Here is a 21,146-nt window from a genome sequence, read left to right as displayed (position 1 = left end):
AATGGAGCAAAAAACAAAAAAAGCGGTCCGAACCGCAAATAGATACCGCAACCGAGAGCTTAGTTGGTTGCAGTTCAATGCTCGTGTCCTACAGGAAGCCGAAGATGAAACTGTTCCCTTGATTGAACGGCTGCGTTTTCTTGGGATTTTTTCCAATAACCTGGATGAATTTTTTAAAGTCCGGTATGCTACCGTACGTCGGATCGTGGAAGCTGGAAAAGGAGGACGAAGTTTTTTAGGCGGTATTTCAGCAAAGGAACTGCTCGAGGAAATCACACAAATTGTAATCGATCAGCAGTCGCACAGTCTTAAGATTCTGAGCGATATCCGTAAAAAGCTTCAAAAGGAAAACATTTTCATCATCGATGAAAAAGAAGTCACCAAAGAACAAGGTGCCTTTATTACCGATTATTTCGTACGAAAGGTTAGTCCGGCCTTAGTAACGATCATGTTAAGCGAGTTGGACGAGATGCCTTCTTTAAAGGATAGTGCAGCCTATTTGGCCATAAAGATGGTGATGCCAAAAGAAGATGAAACCTTTCAGAAGAAAAACAATTACGCACTTATTGAAATCCCAAAGGTAATCGACCGCTTTGTGGTCTTGCCTGCTGATGGCGAAAAGCAATATATCATCATTCTTGATGACCTTATTCGGTATTGCTTACATAACATTTTCAGCATCTTCCAGTACGATAGTATTTCTGCACACATGATCAAGATTACCCGCGATGCGGAATTGGACTTGGATAGCGATTTGAGTAGAAGTTTTCTAGAAAAAATTTCACAAAGTGTAAAAGAACGGAGTTCTGGCGATCCCGTTCGCTTCGTATACGATAAAAGTATCGATGCCCAAACGCTTCAGTTTTTATTGAACAAAATGGGAATCGATACCACCGATAGTATCATTCCCGGTGGGCGCTACCATAACCGTCGCGATTATATGGGCTTTCCAAGCTTGGGAAGAGACGATTTATTGTATAAAAAAATAGTTCCCTTACCGATTAAAGGCTTATCGCTTCAAGGGAGTTTGTTGAATAGCATCGCTGAAAAGGATTATCTACTGTATGCTCCATATCAATCATTTTCGTATGTAGTGAAATTTCTCCGGGAAGCGGCTCTCGATCCGAATGTGAAGTCGATTAAGATTACGATTTATCGCTTAGCACAAATTAGCCATATTGCCAGTTCGCTGATCAATGCTGCCAAAAATGGTAAGAAAGTCACCGTACAAATCGAATTACAGGCACGTTTTGATGAAGCGGCCAACATTCAGTATGCGGAGCAGATGCAGGGAGAAGGGGTGCGATTAATTTTTGGCGTATCTGGATTGAAGGTTCACTGTAAAGCCTGCACGGTAGAACGCTTGGAAGGGAATAAGATTAAACGCTATTCCTTCGTTAGTACCGGAAATTTCAACGAAAGTACGGCTAGGATTTATACGGATTATACCTTATTCACCGCCAATCAAAAAATTGGCAAGGAAATCAATAAAGTCTTCGACTTCTTCGAGGTGAACTACAAGATCAAAAAATACAGGCACTTAATCGTTTCGCCCCATTATACACGAAATGCGATGTATAATTTGATTGAAGCGGAGATTGAAAATAAGCGAAAGGGGAATTCGAGTGGCATTCGTTTGAAGATGAATAGCTTGTCCGACTTTAAGATGATCGATAAGCTTTATGAAGCCAGTAGGGCAGGCGTGAAGGTGCAACTGATTATTCGTGGTATATGTTGCTTAATTCCTGGAGTGAAAGGAATGAGCGAGAATATTGAAGTTATCAGTATCGTCGATAAGTTTTTGGAACATCCGCGATTGTTTATTTTTGAAAATGGTGGCGATCCGAAAATTTACATTTCCTCTGCCGATTTTATGGGACGAAACCTTGATAACAGGGTAGAAATCTCTTGTCCGATTTACGACGAAGACATCAAGGAAGAATTGATAGATACCTTCACTATTTCTTGGGAAGATAATGTGAAGGCGCGAATCATTTCAGGAAAAGCCTTGAATCGTCACCGTCGAAACGACAAGCCCAAAGTGCGTTCGCAGTTTAAATTATATGAATATTATCAACAAAAATTAAAAGAATAGTTTGCTTACCATAGAGAAATATGCCGCTATCGATATTGGTTCAAACGCCATACGATTGCTCATTTCACTTGTTTATATAGAAGAAGGAAAAGACCCGATTTTCAAAAAGCGATCGCTTGTTAGGGTGCCTATTCGTCTGGGCGCCGATGTGTTTTTGGAGAAGAAGATTTCAGAAGAAAACTACCTTCGTATGCTAGATGCCATGAAGGCCTTCGATCTGCTTATCAAAACGCATGACATAGATCGTATGAGAGCGTGTGCGACGTCCGCTATGCGCGAAGCTTCCAACGGTCATGAAATCGCGGCTAAGTTGAAGGAGGCTACCGGTATTGAAATCGAGATCATTGACGGGAACGATGAGGCAGCGATCATTGCTTCCACCGATCTCAAATCGCTTATCGATACCGATAAAACATTTCTTTATGTGGATGTAGGCGGCGGAAGTACAGAATTTACCTTGTTCGCTGATGGAAAAACGGTTACTTCCCGTTCGTTTAAATTGGGAACCGTTCGTTTAATCAATGAAGCTGTGGAGGATGAGCTTTGGCAGGAGGCCGAAGCCTGGGTTAAGGATGTTACCAAGCCCTATGAAAAAGTATCCTTGATAGGAAGTGGTGGAAATATCAACCATATTTATAAGAATAGCGGTAAGAAAATTGGAAAGCCGTTAAGCTATTTCTATTTAGGATCGTATTACGATAAGATTCGGTCTATGAGCTACGAGGAGCGAATTGTGGAGCTTAACATGAATCCCGACCGTGCCGATGTGGTGGTTCCGGCGACTCGAATTTATCTATCCGCCATGAAATGGAGTGGTGCGAAAAATGTGTACGTGCCAAAAATTGGATTGAGCGACGGAATTATTAAAAGCTTATATAACGAAAAGGTTTCAGAAACTGTGTCTTAGCCTAGCGTTAGCCATGCACCGTTTCTTCTTTCCCTAAATCCCTCATGATTTCAGCCTCATAATCAAGTAGGTCTTGCCATTTTTTATCGACTTCTTGTCTGTCGCCATAATTTCTGGCGAAACTTAGGAACATGGTGTAATGGCCGGCTTCACTTTCCATTAGATTGCGATAAAATTTCGCTAGGTCTTGATCTTCCAATTCTTCACTTAACAATCGGAATCGCTCACAGCTTCTGGCTTCAATCAAGGCAGCATATAGCAAGCGATGCACCAACTGATCGCTTCTGCTACCGCCTTTAGGGAAAAACTTCATTAATTTGTTTACGTACAAATCCTTTCGCTCGCGGCCCAAATGTCCGCCACGTGCCGTAATACGATCGTGAACCATTTTGAAATGACTCATTTCCTCTTGGGCGAGCAGGCTCATTTCATGGACCAACTCTTTCTTGTCAGGATACCCGATAATCAAGCTAATGGCAGTACTAGCAGCTTTTTGCTCACAATACGCATGGTCGGTAAGGATTTCATCTACGTTTTTTTCAACGATATTCACCCACCTCGGGTCTGTAGGCAATTTTAGCCCTAGCATTTTAATGTCTGCTTTTGTTTGTTTTTCCTTGTCCTTCATCTTATTCATTATACATCTAAATCGAATTCCTTTCGAAGTTTTTCAATCAGCGGATTGCGTTCCTTAAGTTTTTCAAAACGTTCCCGTGGGGTATACGCGTAGCGTTTCACCTCTGTTTCGTTCACTTCTATGGAAAGATCGACATCGTAATTGTTCAATTCCTTCCGCAGAAAACCGAGCAATTCGTATTTGGCGCGTTCTACTTCAACTTTAATCGTTTGATTAGGAAATACGAGGTGGATCAGGCTTCCTTCTAGCCTCGGCACGCCCATCGTAAGGTGGGAGAGTAGGTTAAACTGCCCATCGGCCTCAACACGTTTCGCATATTTTGCCCATGCTGTTTGCATATCCTTTTCGGTGAAATCGTCCGTTGGAAGATTTTCTGCAGCAGGTTGATTGGCGACCTTTTCTTTTTTTAATTGCTGTTTCTTTTGAATACTTTTAAGTGAAAGGGCCGAAACTTTCTTTGCGTTTCGTTCCGCAAGGCGCTTTCCAAGATCATTGGATGCATCTTCTGAAGCTTCCTTCTTTTTAGCGTTAGTTTCTGAAGACTCTGGTTTGCTGGTTTTGTTGCTATGTTCCTCTTGGGTTGAAGCGGAAATCGTAGCAACCTCTTCTGGTTCTTTTGAAGGTGCTTTTTCTTCTTCGGATTTCCTCTGAGTTTCAGTAGTAGCGGCTGGTTCAGAAACCGAAGACTTGGTCTTAAAATGACTTGGCGGAATTACGTAGCGTTTGCGCTTAGACTTTTTTTTTCCGTCCGTCGTTGCGGTTAAAGAAGCCAATTGTAATAAGCAAAGTTCAACCAATAATCGCTGGTTTCGACTGCTTTTGTATTTCAAATCGCATTCGTTGCTAATCTCGATAGCTTCCAATAGGAAGGAATGAGTGGTTCGCTGTGCTTGTTTGAAGTACATAGTCTTCACCTGTTCGCCAACTTCCAATAAATCGATGGTTCGTTCATCCTTACAGACTAGCAAATCACGAAAATGGGAGGCCAATCCCATAATAAAATGATGTCCGTCAAAACCTTTGCTTAGGATATCATTATAAGCAACCAATAATTGGGGAATATCATTATCCAATATCAGATCGGTGACGGTAAAATAATAGGAATAGTCAAGTACATTTAAGTTTTCGGTAACTGCTTCACGTGTGAGGTTGTTACCAGAAAAACTTACGACCCTATCAAAAATGGAAAGCGCATCCCGTAACGCTCCATCTGCTTTCTGAGCGATAATATGAAGGGCATCATCTTCTGCTTGAATACCTTCTTTTTGGGCTACTTCAGCTAGATGACCTTTTATGTCTTGAACCGTAATTCTTCTAAAGTCAAAAATCTGACAACGGGAAAGAATGGTTGGGATAATCTTGTGCTTTTCGGTGGTTGCCAAGATAAAGATCGCATGGTTTGGTGGTTCTTCCAAGGTCTTCAAAAATGCATTGAAGGCTGCAGAGGAAAGCATGTGCACCTCATCGATAATATAGACCTTGTATTTTCCAGTTTGCGGTGGAATACGAACCTGGTCGGTGAGATTTCGAATATCGTCAACCGAGTTATTCGAAGCCGCATCCAATTCGAAGATATTGAAGGCGAAATCCTCATCAGGATCTGTTTCGGTGGCCTGTTGGTTGATTTTTTTGGCAAGAATTCTAGCACAGGTGGTTTTTCCTACGCCACGAGGCCCCGTGAAAAGGAGGGCTTGTGCCAAATGATTATTTTCGATGGCGTTGTTCAACGTATTGGTAATAGCTTGTTGGCCTACCACTTCAGAGAAGCGGGTAGGACGGTATTTTCGGGCCGATACGATAAACTGTTCCATAGCGTGTCAACAAAGATATAGAGCTTGGGGATTTGACAAAAAAATCGGTTTAGGTATTTTACCATTTTTATTAACATTCGGTGTATTTTTGCGACTAGCAGGCCACCTTATCGCGCTTTGTGTAACGAAGTGAGGAAAGTCCGGACACCATAGGGGAGCATAGCGGCTAACAGCCGTCCTTCCGCTTTGCGGATGCGGACCAGTGCAACAGAAAGGATGTACGGGTAATGCCGTAGTGAAATCAGGTAAACTCTATGTGGTGAAATGTCACGTAAACCTGTGCTTGAGGGCGCCCCGCCCGATACAGGAGGGTAGACAGTTAGAGCACTTCGGCAACGGAGTGTCTAGATAAATGATAGGGCTCCGAGTTTCGGAGACAGAATCCGGCTTATCGGCCTGCTTTTTTTAATTTGAAAATTCTAGCGTAGCGATCCATTTCTTGGCATTCAAGAAACTATCAAAAACCTTAAAAGGTCGTTTGTAAAAACTTTTCTCAAAGTTTGCCGTTCGTTCAGAATCCTTTGAATAACAGATGACCGCCATTCCCAATAAATTCAGTTGCTCATCTTTCTGCAAATAGCTAGTAGGGTCTACAGTGTAGTCATTTTTTCGATTGGAGATGTATGCGAAAGGCCTACCTTCAAAATAGTGTTCAAAAAGGTGAAACAGTTTTTCTCTTTCCGGTAAGTTAACTACAACACCTTCATTGATGGTAACGATAACAAAGTCTTCAAAAATTTCAACTCTAGCAAAATCAAGTCTAACACTTGTAAGAAGGGGGGAGATCATAAATAGGTTTGTAAGAGTGGAGCTTTAAATTTAGTATTAAAATATAATTGTACTCAATATTAGCAAGCCTATAGCAATTGTACAACAATTTCGAATATAAATTTTTTAGAGTGAGGGTAATGGTTTGAATGTTAAATAGCTAGGGTATCCTCGCTCCATTTAATGGCTTTCTCTAAATTCTGGAATAGTTCGTACGTTCCATCATAAAAATTTCGTTCGAACAATGCTGTCTGATAGGCAGAATCTGAAGTATATACCACGGCTATGCCCATAAGGTTCGGCACCTTTCGCTTCTGAAGGAAACAAATAGGATCTATGGTATAGTCGTTTACGCGGTGTGCAATAGAAATAAAGGGCGTCGAAGGGTAGGTTTTCTCAAGGATATCAAAAACGGTATTTAGTTCCTTTAACCCAAATGTGATACCTTCTCCGATTTCGGAAACGACATAATGGTCGTAGCATGCCAAATGTATAAATGGCAGTCGAATGATGTTATTTGGTTCCAATACTTCTTACTGTTCGAAAAACGAAAATACAGAGCCTCCGTATCTCCGCGCTTCCGAAAAATGTTGTGCGCCAGAAAGATCGGTATGCTTGCTGTGCTCTAATATAAGCAATCCATTCGATTTCAAAATAGCTCCATCAAATACCTTCTTTGGAATTTCAAGAAATTCCTCTTCTGTCCAAGCATAAGGTGGGTCGGCAAAGACTAGATCGTATTGTTGCTGGTGCTTTTCAAGAAATTTCAGGACATCGCTTTTCACCGTTTCGATGGGTAGCTCAAGCGAATCGGCTGTTTTCTTTATATATCGCACACAACCGGCATGAATATCTACGGCCGTAATGGCTTGAGTACCCCTAGAGGCAAACTCATAGCTTATATTTCCGGTACCCGCAAATAAGTCGAGTACTGTAATATCTTCATAATAGAAACGGTGCCGTAGGATATTGAACAATCCTTCCTTGGCAAAATCGGTGGTGGGGCGAACCGGGAGTGTTTTAGGTGCAATTAGTCGTTTTCCTTTATGTAAACCTGAAATGATTCGCATTATAATGATGTTTTCAACAAAAAGTTTTGATGGGGACTTTCTTCTGAGGGGAATTTGGGAAGCGAGAACCTGCTTGTGTCCAACAACTTCAAGTTGTTTACGTATCGATAGAGCAGGGTATAGGTGTCAGAAGTTTCTGAAATACTTCCAAAAACGCGCACTTTCACCGTATTTGGGTCCAACGAAAGCTGTTCTAATAGAAACAACACATAGTAAACAAAATCTTCCGGCGATTTATAAGGAAATGTATTGCATAGTTGAAGGGATCCATTCTTCATCGCAATACAATCCAATGCTTCTTTTTGCACATGAATATATACTTCAGCTTGAGAGGAAAAGCGTACGATGGGCCATAAAGCATCTAATAATAATGTTGTTGAATGAAAGTATGAAAAACTACCGAAAGTATCGAAAAAGTAGTTGTTCACGTTTACATAAGGTATATATACTACTGTTATGTCTTGATCTGAAAGCGCCTCATAAGCGATGTAATCTGTCGCTAAAATTTTGTTGTTGAATTTCAGATACTCGCTTGCCTTCTCTGGTTCGAATAATGAAGTAGGAACCAATGCATACATGTTTGTAGCATAAATAACACAGACGTCATCGACATCATGTTTCGAAAGATTGTTGCTTTTAAGAAAGGACTCTATATCCGATAGAAGATCCTCTGGAGTAGGAGAAGTTGTATAGGTTTTGGTGTCATACAGTAGCACTTCGCGCCCTCTATCATTAGATACTAAAAAAGAAAGTCCGGACAAGGATACTTGTACGGACAGTCTTTTCCCGGTTGGGGTATTGTTATTGCTGTTGCTCGTCGGCTGAGTCATAAAGTTTCGGCCAGTTTCCATTGGTGTTGATTTCATTCATGGAACCTACCTTGATATATTCACCATTCACACCATCCACAGAAACTACCTGCTTCTCCTGGTAGATAAGGTCCTTATCCATTCCTGTTAACACAACATCCTTTGTGATTTTTGCCTCAAATACTGAATACTCGGTATCATTTTTCATCAAAGTTCCCGCTTCGAGATCGAAAGTAGCATCAACACCATCAATAGGTACGTTCATCATACGCTTATAACGATCTGTTCCTTGATAAAGGGAGTCTCTAACCGGCGTAAAACCTAAGGTGTCGATCAGAGATTCTTCAATAAAATATCCTTCATCGATACCGAAAGCTTTATTCTTTTCAACATCGGCATACACAGTATCGCGACGTTGGGTAATAGCAAATTCTGCTGTATCGATAAAACGAACAAGGCTGTCGAAACTTCCGGTAAATTGTCCAGTAATTTCCTTATGGGCCAATTCCGCAACGCGGATATCCTTAAGATTTTCGATTACTTTTCGATAGCGTCTTTCCTTTTCATTATTGAATTCATACGGTCCACTGATGGAACTGTATACTTGATAACCCAAGAAAATAATAATTGCCCAAAGTACTAATTGGATGACAATTCTCATTGTGTAGAAGTTTTATTAATGTATCGTAACTAGGTCTCTCGCAAAGCTACAATTTTTTTTGGTTTGTAAAATTATATTCTGAAAAAATCCTAGCTGCCTGCAAAACCGTAAGTTTGCACCATGAGCATGTCGCCATCCCAGTTTTATAGCCTGTTAAAGCACGATTTTCCGTTCGATCCAACCCCGACTCAAGAGGTGGCATTGAAGCAGTTAGCTACATTTTCAACCAACGATCAAGAGGAGGAAATTTTTCTTTTGAAAGGATATGCGGGGACAGGGAAAACTACGATTGTTGGTGCTTTGGTTAAAAACCTGTGGAAAATTAAGCGGTCCAGTGTGTTGATGGCGCCGACGGGACGCGCAGCCAAGGTGATCAGTAATTATTCCAATAAGGAAGCTTTTACCATCCACCGTAAAATTTATATGCCCAAGTCTGAAAAAGGCGGAGGCGTTTCATTTCGATTACAGAAAAATAAACATCGGAATGTACTTTTTATCGTGGATGAAGCCTCTATGATTCCCGATGTAAATCAGGATTCCAAAATGTATGAAAACGGCTCGTTACTAGACGACCTGATGGAGTACGTTTATAGTGGCCATAATTGTAAGTTGGTATTGATTGGTGATACGGCACAGCTTCCACCGGTGCGACTGACTATTAGTCCGGCACTCGATAAAAACTTTCTACAAAATCATTATTTCAAGAACGTAGTACAGGTAGAATTGAACGAAGTGGTTCGTCAACAGCAGGATAGCGGTATCTTGTTGAATGCTACCGAACTTCGAGAACGATTAGCAGATGGCTTTTATGAAGACTTCAAGTTCGATATCAAAAACTTTAAAGATGTGGTACGTCCTTTCGATGGACAAGAATTAATGGACGCCATCAACGATGCGTATACGCAGCTTGGAAATGAGGAGAGTGTTATTATCGTTCGTTCCAACAAAAGAGCAAACTTATACAATCAAAATATCAGAAGTAGAATTCTATTTCAGGAGTCGGAACTTTCAGCTGGCGATTATCTGATGGTGGTAAAGAATAATTATTTCTGGGTGAAGCCACATTCCGAAGCGGGTTTTATTGCAAACGGCGATATTATTAAGGTGCTTGAAATATATGGTTTTAAGGATCTGTATGGTTTCCGCTTTGCGGAAGTATTGGTACAGATGGTCGATTATCCAAAAATGAAACCCCTCGAAACCGTTTTGCTACTCGATACCTTAACCTCAGAATCACCCTCGCTATCGTATGATGAATCCAACCGTCTGTATCAAGAGGTGAAAAAGGATTATGCTAATGAGAAATCAAACTATAAAAAGTTCCTTTCCATAAAGAAAAACAGATATTTCAATGCGTTACAGGTCAAGTTTTCATATGCCATTACATGTCATAAATCGCAAGGTGGGCAATGGAATACCGTTTTTGTAGAGCAACCTTATTTGCCAGAAGGGGTTAGCAAAGAATATCTGCGATGGCTCTATACAGCGATTACTAGAGCAGAGAAAAAACTATACTTAATTGGTTTTAAAAATGAGTTTTTTGTAGATTAGTAGTGCTTTGGAGGTAACTACTACATTGGTAAGTATCTGTTTAGGAGTCGGCTTAGCTACAGCAGCCGGCTTTCGTATCTTTCTCCCATTGCTAGCCATGAGCCTGGCGGCCAACTTCGATTTTATCGCCTTGAATGATTCCTGGGCCTGGCTTGGAAGCCTAACAGCCATTCTCACTTTTGGCGTGGCGGCAATAGTGGAAACAGCAGCTTTCTATATTCCTTGGGTCGATAATTTACTGGATACTATCGCCCTTCCCATGGCGACCTTAGCAGGAACTATTATTATGGTGGCGACTATTAGCGATGTAGATCCGGCATTAACATGGATTTTAGCAATCATTGCGGGAGGGGGGACCGCAGCAATAGTAAAAGGAAATGCGGCCGTAGTGAGGGCTGGAAGTACCGCCACTACTGGAGGTGTTGGTAATCCTATCGTATCAACGGTCGAAACAGGCACTGCCACTATTCTCTCTGCAGCTTCAGTATTCGTTCCCATCTTGGCTTCCGCAATGGCTTTGATACTTTTGTTGATCATTATTCGATTTTATAAAAAGCTTCGCAAAAAGCGTCCGTCAGCTCGCTAATCTTTATATTTTTGGGGAGTAAACCGTAAACCTATATTTCTTGAAAATAATAGCCATGATTCCCGCCCGATATGGGGCTTCTCGATTTCCAGGAAAACTAATGCAGGATTTGGGTGGAAAACCCGTGATCGTTCGAACGTATGAAGCAGCTGTGAACACCCAACTATTCGATGCGGTATATGTTGTTACCGATAGCGATATTATCTTTAATGAAATTGAAGCTAAAGGCGGGAAGGCCATTATGAGTGAAAAGGAACACGAATGTGGGAGCGATCGTATTGCTGAAGCGGTAGCGGACATGGACATCGATATCGTAGTAAATGTACAAGGAGATGAACCCTTTACCAGTAAAGCAGGTTTGGAAAAAGTCCTTCAAGTATTTAAAGAGTCAGATGCCGAAAAAATAGACCTTGCCTCTTTAATGACGCCCATTCACGATTGGAAGGAAATTAGCGATCCCAATACGGTAAAAGTGATTGTAGATCAAAATCGGTTTGCCCTTTACTTTTCCCGATCTCCCATCCCATATCCTAGAGACAAAAAGACGAATACACAATATTACAAGCACAAGGGTATTTATGCTTTCCGAAAAGATGCCTTAATGGATTTCTATCGGTTACCGATGCGGGAACTGGAAGCAGCCGAGAAAATTGAGTGTTTACGCTATCTGGAATATGGAAAGAATATTAAAATGGCCGTTACTACCGAGCAGAGCGTTGAGATTGATACGCCAGAGGATTTGGTGAAGGCAAATAAGCTTTTGCAAGAAGGGGAGGGTAGCGATAAGAAAAAACTGTTTAAGAACTTTCCTATGGTGCCAAAGGTGGTTTTTGGTGCTGGGAGCTTCAACCAATTGGGCACTATCTTAGCCGAGAAACGAAAGCATGAAAAACCATTTGTTTTTTTAGTGGATGATGTATTTGAAAACAATGCAGAGTTCACCACACGCGTTCCCTCACATGAAAGCGACCTACTCATTTTTGTTTCTTCTGAAGAAGAGCCAAAGACAAAACAAGTCGATGCCTTGGTGTCTCAAATTAAGGAAATGTTTGAAAAAGGCGTATCTGGTGTTATTGGAATTGGTGGCGGAACGATCTTAGACCTTGCCAAAGCTACTTCGATCTTGCTAACAAATCCAGGAAAAGCCGCCGATTATCAAGGCTGGGATTTGGTCTATAAAAAAGCCGTATATCATGTTGGAGTGCCTACTATTTCCGGAACCGGCGCTGAAGTTTCACGGACTGCCGTCCTAACAGGTCCCGTTCGAAAACTCGGGATTAATAGCGATTATACGCCCTTCGACCAAGTTATACTCGATCCAGATCTTACAGAAACCGTCCCAAATAATCAATGGTTTTATACCGGAATGGATTGTTTTATCCACTGCGTGGAATCGCTTAACGGCACTTTCTTAAATGCTTTTAGTGAGAGTTATGGTGAAAAGGCCTACGAATTATGCTTAGAGATCTTCAACGATACAAAACTTTCTAAAACAGAAGCAAGGGCGAAACTGATGATGGCTTCTTGGCATGGCGGAATGAGTATTGCCTATTCACAGGTTGGAGTAGCACATGCCATGAGCTATGGATTGTCTTACGTACTGGGAACGAAGCATGGAATCGGAAATTGTATTGTTTTCAACCAGCTTGAAGACTACTACCCAAAAGATGTTTCCCTTTTCAAGGAAATGGTTAAAAAACACCGTATCGATATTCCTTCAGGTGTTTGTGCAGACTGTTCTGAAACTGAAATCAATACCATGATTGACATTGCGTTGGGATTAACTCCGTTATGGGAGAATGCACTGGGCGAGGATTGGGAGACTAAAATCGATCGCGAGACATTGTACACGCTTTACAGGAAAATGTAATGGGGTTTATCAAATGGATTTTCAATAACGTATTGGGGTGGAAAATGGAAGGCACCTTCAATCCTGCTATAAAGAAAGCAGTCGTTATTGTAGCACCACATACAAGCTGGCATGACTTTTACATCGGTGCATTTGCGAGAAACATCTCAAAAACAGAAATTCACTTTATCGCTAAAAAGGAATTGTTCCGATTTCCTTTCGGATGGTATTTCCGATGGATGGGCGGATCGCCCTTAGATCGTACTCCGGGACAAAACAAAGTAGAGGCAATTGCAAAATTGTTTGCTGAAAAGGACGAATTTCGATTGGCATTGGCCCCTGAGGGCACGCGTAAAAAAGTGCAACAATGGAAAACCGGATTCTATTATATTGCGCTTGCTGCTGAAGTGCCCATTTATTCAGTTTCCTTTGATTATGGCAAGAAATTGGTTACGATTCATGCACCTTATTATCCTTCAGGAGATATGAATACCGATCTAAACCGAATTCGAACATGTTATGAATCGGTGGTAGGAAAAATTCCGAAATACACCTAAAAATTCAGGTTAGTTCTGGTACTTAAATTTTTTGCCACCATCCTGAACCTCGATTTTCACGATGCTGTCAAGGGGAATTTGCCTAGAAAGGCCTGCGATAAATCGAGAGCGTTCTGCTTTCAATGTATCATTTTCCAAATAAACAGTATCAAAATAGAACTTATACCGTTTTCCATTAACGTGGGTAACGCGCATTTCAATTGATGGAGAATTAGTTAGATAGGTTCTTTTTCCATCTTTGTTTATCACAATCAGCCTGTCGATATTGTTCGCTGGATAGGAAAGGCTGCCATACGTAAGTGGGTTGTTGATTTCCGCAGGTCGCATGGTTTCTTCTGTAGCATCGACCATTTGGCTTTTAAAACTTTCGACGGGAATGGTGTAAGTAGTGCAGGAAACCAATGCCATGGCAGCGATTCCCAATAGGTAATATTTATAATTCAAGGTTAAATGTGACTAATAGTTAATAGGTAGTGATACTGTATTCTTATTCTTCCATCGTATGATATACGTTTTGTACATCATCATCCTCTTCAATCTTTTCTAATAGCTTTTCAACATCTGCCGCTTCCTCTTCCGATAGCTTTTTGGTTACTTGAGGAATACGCTCAAATCCAGATGATAGGATTTCAATATTGTTGCTTTCCAAATATGCTTGAATCGCTCCAAAACTTTCAAAAGGAGCATAAATCATGACACCATCTTCATCTTTAAAGATTTCTTCTACACCATGATCAATTAACTCTAACTCCAATTCTTCCAGATCGATACCTTCACCATTAATCCTAAAGTTACAGGTATGGTCAAACATAAAGGATACAGAACCTGAAGTTCCCATACTACCATCGCATTTGTTGAAGTAAGAGCGAATATTCGCGACGGTACGGGTGTTGTTATCGGTAGCGGTTTCAATCAGTATGGCAATACCATGGGGTGCGTAGCCTTCAAATAAAACCTCCTTGAAATCACCCTGACTTTTATCGGAAGCGCGTTTAATAGCACGTTCGATGTTATCTTTCGGCATGTTCATCGATTTGGCATTTTGAATCACAGCACGAAGTCGCGCGTTCGTATCAGGATCGGGACCACCTTCCTTAACGGCCATTACGATATCTTTTCCAATTCTTGTGAAAGCCTTCGACATTGCTGCCCAACGCTTCATCTTACGTGCCTTTCGGAACTCAAATGCTCTTCCCATAATTGTTATTTAAACGCCAATTCTATTGGCTAAAATCCGGCGTCAAATATATAAAATCCTACGTTATGCCCGCATGATAATCATCAGAAGAGCAATTGGAATGCTTACCCCACTAATTCATCTATCTTTTTAGCGAGCTTAAAGTCTTTATCGGTGACGCCGTTAACGTCGTGTGTGGAGAGTGAAATTTCCAAGTTGTTGTAAACATTGGTCCATTCTGGGTGGTGTTGCTGGGCTTCCGCTTCAAAGGCAATCCGTGTCATTGCGGAGAAAGCTTCCTTGAAATTTTCAAATTCAAAGGCTGTTCGAATGGCACCTTCGGAATATTCCCAGTCCATATCTTTCAATTTATCTTGAATTTCAGATTCTGATAACGCTTTCATACTACTATTTTTAGGGTTTGAATGTTTCGATGGCTTCCTTCAATGTACAATCTTCTACTACCGCTGAAACAGTAATGCTGTAGGTTTCAGGTAACAGCTGATATTTGGGAAGTATCGCATCGTATTCATCTTCATTTCTAGTGAAGACACTTTTAAAAATAGGCATTTCGTCACCTAATTTCTCACAAATTTCCCTTAAAAAGTCCTCATGGTGAACCATATCTGAACTCGCAAGATGAAAGTAACCGGTCAATTCCTGGTTGATGATGTAGTGAAGTTGTTGCGCTATCTTCTGCGGAATGGTAACACTGATGGCTTTATTTGGAAAAACCTCATAGGTCGCCTGATGCCGAATGGCCTGCCGTAATTGCATCATGGAAGGGGAGTGTACTCCAAAGATATAGGGTAGTCGCGCAATACAGGACTGATTTGGGAGTAAATCGTTTACCAATTTCTCGACGGCTGCTTTTCGCTTTCCTAGTGAAGTGTCCGACAGGGTAGGATCATATTCATAAGATGGATGTTCGCGTTGCGCACTGAACACTTCATGGGTAGAAAGGAAAATGAGTCGAGCATCCGAAAATCGGGCGACGTAAGAACTTATATCTCGATGTGACTGTAATTCGGCTTCCGTAGTAGCATTGAAGCAGGAAATGACGATACTTGGTTGCACCTTCTCCAAGAGGGAAGTAATAGAGTCCTTTTCAGCGCAGTATTGAAAAAAGGCTTGATTTTCCTCGTATCTTCCGCTTTGCTCACAATATGTCCCATAGCTATCGTAATAGGCCCGTAATTCGCTGTACAAATAAGAGCCCACAAAGCCACTACCCCCGAGGATTAAAATTCGATGCTTACCAATCATATCTTACTAACGCTTAAAATATAGATAGATTGGTTTGGGTGGTGAATTCTTCCAGCGCTAGCATACCTAAGTAACTGTTTCCTTTTTCATTTAGGCCTGGCGACCAGCACGTAATGGTGAATTCGTTGGGAAGTAAGGCAACGATGCCTCCGCCTACACCACTTTTTCCAGGTAAGCCTACTTCGAAGGCGAATTCCCCAGCTTCGTCATAAAAGCCACAGGTAAGCATGATGGCATTGATACGCTTTACCTGATTGAGCGTGAGTTGAGAATTTCCCCGCATACATTTACCACGATTGGCAAACAGATAAAAGGCATCTGAAAGTTGTTTGCAGTTCATTTCAATAGAACACTGGTGGAAGTAGAAGTCTAATACGCGCTCTACATCGTTTTCAAGGTTATCGAAAGACTTTAGCAAATTTGCGGCGGCATAGTTTCGAAAGCCCGTTTCCGCTTCATTAGCCGCCACTTTAATGTTATATTGAATGGTTTGGTCGCCCGTTACATCGCGTACAAATTGAAGAAATTCTTCTTTTGGCTCCTCTAATAATGTCACCAACATATCGGCGATAACAATTGCTCCAGAGTTTATAAATGGATTGCGGGGAATTCCATTTTCCATTTCTAATAGTGAAAGATGATTAAATGGGTTTCCCGAAGGTTCTACATCTAAACGCCGAAATACTTGGTTCTTTAACCTAGCAAAAGCCATGGCAAAAGACAAAACCTTTGAAATACTCTGAATGGAAAACGGCTTGTCCCAGTCGCCTACACAAAAATTTTCGCCCTTAATTCGGTTTAGGTAAATCCCGAATTTTTCCTTTGGAACGTTGGCCAATTCTGGAATGTAGGAGGCTACTTTCCCCTTGTCCACACGTTTCTGTAGCTTTACATAAATAGCGTCGAGTATTTCTTGATAATCAATCATTATCCTTTATAGAACGGTAGCTTCACCACTTTCGCGGGGACTGCTTTTTTTCGAATTTGAATAAACAGCTCGGAGTCGACACTGCTGTGCTTGGTAAGTACATAACCAAGTCCGATACCTTTGTTTAGCGATGGCGACATCGTTCCACTTGTTACGTGCCCAATTGTATTTCCGTCAGCATCTACGATATCATATCCTTGTCTAGGAATGCCGCGCTCGGTTAGTTCGAAAGCGATTAATTTCCGTTTTGGGCCTTCTTCTTTTTCCTTTTGTAAGTTTTCACTATTGATAAAATCTTTGGTGAATTTGGTAATCCATCCCAATCCTGCTTCGATAGGAGAGGTGGTATCATCGATATCATTACCATATAGACAGTAGCCCATTTCAAGACGAAGCGTATCGCGTGCCGCTAATCCGATCGGTTTGATACCGAAGTTGGCGCCTGCTTCCAATACTTTTTTCCATACTTGTTCTACTTCAGAGTTTTTACAGTAGATTTCAAAACCGCCGCTCCCAGTATAACCGGTAGCGCTAATAATAACATGTTCGATTCCTGCGAAGTCGGCTACCTTGAAGTTATAGAATTTTATAGCTGAAAGGTCTTCAGAAGTGAGCGATTGCATCGCTTCCACGGCTTTTGGTCCTTGAATGGCCAATAGCGAATAGTCGTCGGATAGGTTACGCATATCGGCACCCATGGTATTGTGCTTGCTGATCCATTCCCAGTCCTTTTCAATATTGCTGGCGTTTACCACCAATAGATATTTTTCAGCCTCTAGGCAATATACAATAAGGTCATCTACAATACCACCCGTTTCATTCGGAAAGCAACTGTATTGCGCTTTTCCGTCGGTAAGCTTGGAAGCATCGTTACTGCATACTTTTTGAATAAGGTCTAGCGCTTTTGGTCCCGTGATTAAGAATTCACCCATATGGGAAACATCGAAGACACCAACGGCGTTACGAACCGTTTTGTGTTCTTCATTTACACCTTCATACGAAACAGGCATGTTATAGCCAGCAAAAGGAACCATTTTAGCGCCTAATTGCTCATGGATATGCGATAATGCGGTATTTTTCATCCTTTTTAAAAACTTTTGGGCAAAGGTACGGGTATCTGTCGAAGGTTGCGAAGTAATTTCTTGATTGTTTTCAACAGCCTTGCTACCTTGCAGTTTGACACATTTTAAAAAGACTGGATTTTGAAAATATTCTCTGCTGAACAGTTGGCCGAGGCCGATAAGGTCACCACCGAAAAAAATGATATTAGTTCCCTCGATTTGATGGAGCGAGCCGGAACACAGATTTTTAATTGGTTACATCAACGAATGCAAGGTGCACAAGTACCTGTTCATATTTTTTGCGGTATTGGAAACAATGGTGGCGATGGACTGGTAGTTGGCCGAAAGTTGAAGGAGCAAGGCTATCAGGTGAAGATGTATGTTGCAAATTTCACCGATAAGCGGTCTAAATGTTTTCTGATAAATTATGACCGATATAAGGAAATAAGTAAGGATTGGCCGGTGCTGATGACTTCTGAAGAAGATTTTCCCGCCATTAATCCGAATGATATCGTTATAGATGCCATCTTCGGGATAGGCTTGAATCGCGCTCCTGAAGGATGGTTAAAACCTTTGATACAGCACATCAATAAAACAAACGCCTTCACATTGGCAATTGACATTCCCAGCGGCTTGTATGCAAACCAACCATTGGATGATACTGAGACGGTCGTACATGCAAATCATACCCTCACGTTCCAAGCACCTAAACTTTCGTTCTTTTTACCAGAAACAGGAAATTTTGTGCGTTATTTTGAAGTGTTGGATATCGGATTGGACCGACAGTACTTACAGGAAACCGAACCATTGGCGCAACTTATTGGAAGAAATGAAGCGCCTCAGTTTTACAAGCAAAGGGAAAAATTCAGTTACAAGAATAGCTATGGTCATAGTTTGATTGTGGCTGGCAGCTATGGAAAAATAGGCGCTGCTATATTATCGGCAAAGGCAGCCTTTAGGATTGGTGCTGGGTTGGTTTCGGTGTACGTGCCAAAATGCGGATATGAAATCGTTCAAACAGCACTGCCTGAAGCAATGGTAGAAACAGATAGTGGAGATGAATATATCACAAATATTTCAACCGAATTGGAACCCACCGTTATTGGTGTGGGAATGGGCATGGGTACGCGTGATGAAACGATTTCAGCGTTGCAAGAATTCTTCAATGCAACAAAATCACCGCTAGTTATCGATGCGGATGCTTTAAATTGTATAGCAAAAAGTGAAACGCTTCAAAAGGCCATTCCACCGAAAAGTATTTTGACTCCACATCCGGGAGAATTGAAACGATTGGTAGGGGAATGGAAGGATGATTATGATAAGTTAGAAAAGGCAAAGGCTTTTTCGAAAAAACATGATGTGGTAGTATTGATTAAAGGGTCGCATACGATAACGGTGTATGGGGATAAGCTCTATATCAATACAACAGGCAATCCTGGGATGGCTACGGCTGGAAGTGGCGATGTTTTAACTGGCGTTATAACAGGGATGGTATCACAGGGTTATGATCCTTTGTTAGCAGCTGTATTCGGTGTTTATCTACATGGAAGTGCAGGAAACATAGCAGCCCAGGAAAATGGCTTTGAAGCTCTCATGGCCGGCGATATAGTTGAAAAAATTGGTCAGGCCTACCTCGATTTGTTTTCGAAGGATGATGCGGACGGAAAAGACCAAAAATAAAAAAGCCGCTCGATTGGAGCGGCTTATCATGTATTAACAACCTTTTCTCTTAGCGAGCAATTACAATTTGTTCTACAGTACTACCAGCATTGGTAGAAACCTTTACAAAGTAAGTTCCGGTTTGGAATGAAGCTACATCTAGCGTTTCCTCCATACCAATATTCGACTTTGTGAAGATTACTTTTCCAAGTACATCATATACTTGAATCGTTGCGTCTTCCGCATTACGAATATTCAAAACAGTATTTGCTGGATTAGGATAGATGCTTACACCAGTTAATGTATTATCTCCAAGGCCAAGGACACCATTTGTAGAAAAGTTACGGGTCTCTCCAGATCCATACGAACCGTTAGTTTGATAAATTACCAATCCTTCACCATCTTCCAAAGTTACGGCACCACCACCATCACCATAGGAATCATAAAGATTAAACTGGTAGCAATCCTCTGGAGCTTCAATTTCAATATTGAATGTTTGGTTGTCTGCATACGGACCTCCATCTGCAATTACAGAACCATCAGAAGCGAGTAGCTCCAAGTACATTCCTCACCCCAGTTGTCGGTATTCACTTCAAGCGAAAGTGAACTGATAGACTCTACTGCTTCATCGAAGGCAATGTCACTCGTATTATTTGCGCTATTGTCATCGCTACTAAAAGTAATGGTAAGCGTATTAGAAGCTTGTAATGTATATGAAATCTCAGGAAGTTCAACCGTTTCCGTTTCAAAAGAACTAAGGTCGCCTGTCCAAGAATAGTTTTGGGCAGTACCACCATTGATTGAATATTCAATATCAACAGATGTCAAATTGTTCTCACCATTATTAGCGATTGTTACCTCTGGAGTAATACTTGTAGCACACTGATCTAAAATTTCACTAACATTCGCTAAGGCTGCGTCGTCCTGAAACTCGAAGTTTATAAGTGTTGGATACGCACCATTTCCGCTAATAACTTCCTGTTGCCCTTCAGCTACATAAGCTACCAGCTCTAGGTTACCTAGGTTAACTGGAATATCGTTGTAGTCTTCTGGAATGGTATAGGTATATGTTTCGTCTATAAAACTTCCATTAGTGGTAGTAGTAATATCCTCGCCCCACTGTCCTGTTAAGAAATGAACTAATCGGTGCATATGAACATACTCGTCACCCATATTACCTCCAGTTTGAGGCCCCAAGGTGTTGTTTTGCAACAAGGCAATGTTTAACTTATTTGTAGATTGTGGACTATCTCCCGTGTAATATACTTCTACGTGTACCGTAAGTTCTCGAGATTGAACATCCAAATCGGCTTCTACACCGACATTCACATACGAGGATTCACCTAGGACTTGGTTAGCTGCCTGTGCCCAATTACCACGGCCCATAGCAGTTCCTGTACCATTTTGTTGTAATCCTGGGAACTCATGTCTATTAACTGTTCCTGCAGGATAACCCGCCAAGTTACTTTGGCTCGCCAAGGCAGAGCCGAATGGTGTTCTAAAATCAGGCTGTCCAGCATTTGGAGTAGCAAATCCGCCCACGTGTACATTGATAAGGAATACATTTCCTGGGTTGTTGTCTTGAATACCCTGTGCAATAGCATGCCCTTGTGGACAAAAGACGCAGTTTATTCCTGTAAATTCTTCAAGAATTACCTTTTTGTTTTCAGGGTCGGTATTTACAATGGTTTGAGCGGTTGCTGCTGCTCCTACCATTATTACCGATAAACTGAATAGTAATTTTTTAAACATAG

General features: G+C 41.3%; 22 protein-coding genes, 1 other RNA gene and 1 pseudogene. 9 read left to right on the top strand and 15 right to left on the bottom strand.

The genetic code is table 11. The annotated features are described in order from the left end of the window. Position 1: 1 nt before the first annotated feature. Complete coding sequence (gene ppk1, locus I4Q58_RS10635) at positions 2 to 2,095, top strand: polyphosphate kinase 1 (RefSeq protein ID WP_203295845.1); 2,094 nt, start codon at positions 2 to 4, stop codon at positions 2,093 to 2,095. Position 2,096: 1 nt separating this feature from the next. Beyond that, entirely contained in the window at positions 2,097 to 3,002 is a 906-nt protein-coding gene (locus tag I4Q58_RS10630) for a Ppx/GppA phosphatase family protein (RefSeq protein WP_203295844.1), read from the top strand. Between the two features lie 7 nt (positions 3,003 to 3,009). On the opposite strand, the gene miaE is transcribed toward I4Q58_RS10630, so the two are convergent. Both miaE and I4Q58_RS10620 read right to left on the bottom strand, forming a co-directional pair. Continuing rightward, a complete protein-coding gene (miaE, locus tag I4Q58_RS10625; RefSeq protein ID WP_203295912.1) occupies positions 3,010 to 3,591 on the bottom strand; it encodes a tRNA-(ms[2]io[6]A)-hydroxylase in 582 nt (193 codons plus the stop codon). Positions 3,592 to 3,638: 47 nt separating this feature from the next. Continuing rightward, complete coding sequence (locus I4Q58_RS10620) at positions 3,639 to 5,450, bottom strand: DNA polymerase III subunit gamma/tau (protein WP_203295843.1); 1,812 nt, start codon at positions 5,448 to 5,450, stop codon at positions 3,639 to 3,641. A 94-nt stretch (positions 5,451 to 5,544) separates the two neighbouring features. Here I4Q58_RS10620 and rnpB point away from each other — a divergent pair. Continuing rightward, an RNA gene (gene rnpB / locus I4Q58_RS10615) (RNase P RNA component class A) lies at positions 5,545 to 5,857 on the top strand. Here the strand turns inward: rnpB and I4Q58_RS10610 are convergent. The 5 genes from I4Q58_RS10610 to I4Q58_RS10590 all read right to left on the bottom strand — a co-directional run bounded on the left by I4Q58_RS10610 (position 5,856) and on the right by I4Q58_RS10590 (position 8,758). After that, a complete protein-coding gene (locus I4Q58_RS10610) occupies positions 5,856 to 6,239 on the bottom strand; it encodes a hypothetical protein (protein ID WP_203295842.1) in 384 nt (127 codons plus the stop codon). The two genes, rnpB and I4Q58_RS10610, sit on opposite strands and share 2 nt — an antisense overlap. A 131-nt stretch (positions 6,240 to 6,370) precedes the next feature. After that, positions 6,371 to 6,745, bottom strand: a complete 375-nt coding sequence (locus I4Q58_RS10605; RefSeq protein ID WP_203295841.1) for a hypothetical protein — start codon at positions 6,743 to 6,745, stop codon at positions 6,371 to 6,373. 6 nt (positions 6,746 to 6,751) lie between these two features. Continuing rightward, positions 6,752 to 7,288 (bottom strand): RsmD family RNA methyltransferase, encoded by a 537-nt coding sequence (locus I4Q58_RS10600; RefSeq protein ID WP_203295840.1) that lies wholly within the window; start codon positions 7,286 to 7,288, stop codon positions 6,752 to 6,754. Then, positions 7,288 to 8,139 (bottom strand): DUF3822 family protein, encoded by an 852-nt coding sequence (locus tag I4Q58_RS10595; protein WP_203295839.1) that lies wholly within the window; start codon positions 8,137 to 8,139, stop codon positions 7,288 to 7,290. The genes I4Q58_RS10600 and I4Q58_RS10595 overlap by 1 nt, the downstream gene beginning before the upstream one ends. After that, positions 8,090 to 8,758, bottom strand: coding sequence for a hypothetical protein (locus I4Q58_RS10590; protein ID WP_203295838.1), 669 nt, complete (start codon positions 8,756 to 8,758; stop codon positions 8,090 to 8,092). Before I4Q58_RS10590 ends, I4Q58_RS10595 begins: the two co-directional genes overlap by 50 nt. A gap of 126 nt (positions 8,759 to 8,884) precedes the next feature. On the opposite strand from I4Q58_RS10590, the gene I4Q58_RS10585 reads away from it, so the two are divergent. The 5 genes and pseudogenes from I4Q58_RS10585 to I4Q58_RS10570 all read left to right on the top strand — a co-directional run bounded on the left by I4Q58_RS10585 (position 8,885) and on the right by I4Q58_RS10570 (position 13,301). Continuing rightward, positions 8,885 to 10,309 (top strand): ATP-dependent DNA helicase, encoded by a 1,425-nt coding sequence (locus I4Q58_RS10585; RefSeq protein ID WP_203295911.1) that lies wholly within the window; start codon positions 8,885 to 8,887, stop codon positions 10,307 to 10,309. Positions 10,310 to 10,316: 7 nt separating this feature from the next. Beyond that, the gene (locus I4Q58_RS10580; protein ID WP_203295837.1) at positions 10,317 to 10,895 is read left to right on the top strand and encodes a DUF4126 domain-containing protein; all 579 of its coding nucleotides are present in this window, start codon (positions 10,317 to 10,319) and stop codon (positions 10,893 to 10,895) included. Between the two features lie 55 nt (positions 10,896 to 10,950). Continuing rightward, positions 10,951 to 11,655, top strand: a pseudogene (kdsB, locus tag I4Q58_RS15630) (3-deoxy-manno-octulosonate cytidylyltransferase); the annotation flags it as partial. 51 nt (positions 11,656 to 11,706) lie between these two features. Then, entirely contained in the window at positions 11,707 to 12,765 is a 1,059-nt protein-coding gene (locus I4Q58_RS15625; RefSeq protein ID WP_236002901.1) for an iron-containing alcohol dehydrogenase family protein, read from the top strand. Beyond that, positions 12,765 to 13,301, top strand: coding sequence for a 1-acyl-sn-glycerol-3-phosphate acyltransferase (locus I4Q58_RS10570; RefSeq protein WP_203295835.1), 537 nt, complete (start codon positions 12,765 to 12,767; stop codon positions 13,299 to 13,301). Before I4Q58_RS15625 ends, I4Q58_RS10570 begins: the two co-directional genes overlap by 1 nt. A 9-nt stretch (positions 13,302 to 13,310) precedes the next feature. Here the strand turns inward: I4Q58_RS10570 and I4Q58_RS10565 are convergent, their stop codons facing one another. The 6 genes from I4Q58_RS10565 to gcvT all read right to left on the bottom strand — a co-directional run bounded on the left by I4Q58_RS10565 (position 13,311) and on the right by gcvT (position 17,754). After that, a complete protein-coding gene (locus tag I4Q58_RS10565) occupies positions 13,311 to 13,745 on the bottom strand; it encodes a hypothetical protein (protein WP_203295834.1) in 435 nt (144 codons plus the stop codon). Positions 13,746 to 13,788: 43 nt separating this feature from the next. Beyond that, positions 13,789 to 14,499 carry a YebC/PmpR family DNA-binding transcriptional regulator gene (locus I4Q58_RS10560; RefSeq protein WP_203295833.1) on the bottom strand — a complete coding sequence of 237 codons (711 nt, stop codon included), beginning with the start codon at positions 14,497 to 14,499 and terminating at the stop codon, positions 13,789 to 13,791. 104 nt (positions 14,500 to 14,603) lie between these two features. Next, complete coding sequence (locus tag I4Q58_RS10555; RefSeq protein WP_203295832.1) at positions 14,604 to 14,882, bottom strand: 4a-hydroxytetrahydrobiopterin dehydratase; 279 nt, start codon at positions 14,880 to 14,882, stop codon at positions 14,604 to 14,606. A 10-nt stretch (positions 14,883 to 14,892) separates the two neighbouring features. Next, positions 14,893 to 15,744 (bottom strand): sugar nucleotide-binding protein, encoded by an 852-nt coding sequence (locus tag I4Q58_RS10550; RefSeq protein ID WP_203295831.1) that lies wholly within the window; start codon positions 15,742 to 15,744, stop codon positions 14,893 to 14,895. A 13-nt stretch (positions 15,745 to 15,757) separates the two neighbouring features. Next, complete coding sequence (locus I4Q58_RS10545) at positions 15,758 to 16,672, bottom strand: glutaminase (RefSeq protein ID WP_203295830.1); 915 nt, start codon at positions 16,670 to 16,672, stop codon at positions 15,758 to 15,760. Continuing rightward, complete coding sequence (gcvT, locus tag I4Q58_RS10540) at positions 16,672 to 17,754, bottom strand: glycine cleavage system aminomethyltransferase GcvT (protein ID WP_203295829.1); 1,083 nt, start codon at positions 17,752 to 17,754, stop codon at positions 16,672 to 16,674. Before gcvT ends, I4Q58_RS10545 begins: the two co-directional genes overlap by 1 nt. Positions 17,755 to 17,874: 120 nt before the next feature. Between gcvT and I4Q58_RS10535 the strand changes: the two genes are divergently transcribed. Then, complete coding sequence (locus tag I4Q58_RS10535) at positions 17,875 to 19,413, top strand: NAD(P)H-hydrate dehydratase (protein ID WP_203295828.1); 1,539 nt, start codon at positions 17,875 to 17,877, stop codon at positions 19,411 to 19,413. Between the two features lie 49 nt (positions 19,414 to 19,462). Here I4Q58_RS10535 and I4Q58_RS10530 read toward each other — a convergent pair whose 3' ends face one another. Together I4Q58_RS10530 and I4Q58_RS10525 are read right to left on the bottom strand one after the other, a co-directional pair. After that, a complete protein-coding gene (locus I4Q58_RS10530; protein ID WP_203295827.1) occupies positions 19,463 to 19,957 on the bottom strand; it encodes a T9SS type A sorting domain-containing protein in 495 nt (164 codons plus the stop codon). Then, entirely contained in the window at positions 19,921 to 21,144 is a 1,224-nt protein-coding gene (locus I4Q58_RS10525; RefSeq protein WP_203295826.1) for an Omp28-related outer membrane protein, read from the bottom strand. The genes I4Q58_RS10530 and I4Q58_RS10525 overlap by 37 nt, the downstream gene beginning before the upstream one ends. Positions 21,145 to 21,146 lie beyond the last annotated feature (2 nt).

Source organism: Luteirhabdus pelagi (assembly GCF_016827595.1).
GTDB classification, from domain to species: domain Bacteria; phylum Bacteroidota; class Bacteroidia; order Flavobacteriales; family Flavobacteriaceae; genus Luteirhabdus; species Luteirhabdus pelagi.
Note: the sequence above shows the minus strand (reverse complement) of the source record. Positions and strands in the feature narration are given on the sequence as shown.

Coding starts and splice junctions, on each gene's coding strand:
- ppk1 (WP_203295845.1), top strand. CDS start 2: ATGGAGCAAAAAACAAAAAAAGCGGTCCGAACCGCAAATAGATACCGC.
- miaE (WP_203295912.1), bottom strand. CDS start 3,591: ATGCTAGGGCTAAAATTGCCTACAGACCCGAGGTGGGTGAATATCGTT.
- I4Q58_RS10620 (WP_203295843.1), bottom strand. CDS start 5,450: ATGGAACAGTTTATCGTATCGGCCCGAAAATACCGTCCTACCCGCTTC.
- I4Q58_RS10610 (WP_203295842.1), bottom strand. CDS start 6,239: ATGATCTCCCCCCTTCTTACAAGTGTTAGACTTGATTTTGCTAGAGTT.
- I4Q58_RS10600 (WP_203295840.1), bottom strand. CDS start 7,288: ATGCGAATCATTTCAGGTTTACATAAAGGAAAACGACTAATTGCACCT.
- I4Q58_RS10595 (WP_203295839.1), bottom strand. CDS start 8,139: ATGGAAACTGGCCGAAACTTTATGACTCAGCCGACGAGCAACAGCAAT.
- I4Q58_RS10590 (WP_203295838.1), bottom strand. CDS start 8,758: ATGAGAATTGTCATCCAATTAGTACTTTGGGCAATTATTATTTTCTTG.
- I4Q58_RS10585 (WP_203295911.1), top strand. CDS start 8,885: ATGTCGCCATCCCAGTTTTATAGCCTGTTAAAGCACGATTTTCCGTTC.
- I4Q58_RS15625 (WP_236002901.1), top strand. CDS start 11,707: ATGGTGCCAAAGGTGGTTTTTGGTGCTGGGAGCTTCAACCAATTGGGC.
- I4Q58_RS10570 (WP_203295835.1), top strand. CDS start 12,765: ATGGGGTTTATCAAATGGATTTTCAATAACGTATTGGGGTGGAAAATG.
- I4Q58_RS10560 (WP_203295833.1), bottom strand. CDS start 14,499: ATGGGAAGAGCATTTGAGTTCCGAAAGGCACGTAAGATGAAGCGTTGG.
- I4Q58_RS10555 (WP_203295832.1), bottom strand. CDS start 14,882: ATGAAAGCGTTATCAGAATCTGAAATTCAAGATAAATTGAAAGATATG.
- I4Q58_RS10550 (WP_203295831.1), bottom strand. CDS start 15,744: ATGATTGGTAAGCATCGAATTTTAATCCTCGGGGGTAGTGGCTTTGTG.
- I4Q58_RS10545 (WP_203295830.1), bottom strand. CDS start 16,672: ATGATTGATTATCAAGAAATACTCGACGCTATTTATGTAAAGCTACAG.
- gcvT (WP_203295829.1), bottom strand. CDS start 17,754: ATGAAAAATACCGCATTATCGCATATCCATGAGCAATTAGGCGCTAAA.
- I4Q58_RS10530 (WP_203295827.1), bottom strand. CDS start 19,957: ATGTACTTGGAGCTACTCGCTTCTGATGGTTCTGTAATTGCAGATGGA.
- I4Q58_RS10525 (WP_203295826.1), bottom strand. CDS start 21,144: ATGTTTAAAAAATTACTATTCAGTTTATCGGTAATAATGGTAGGAGCA.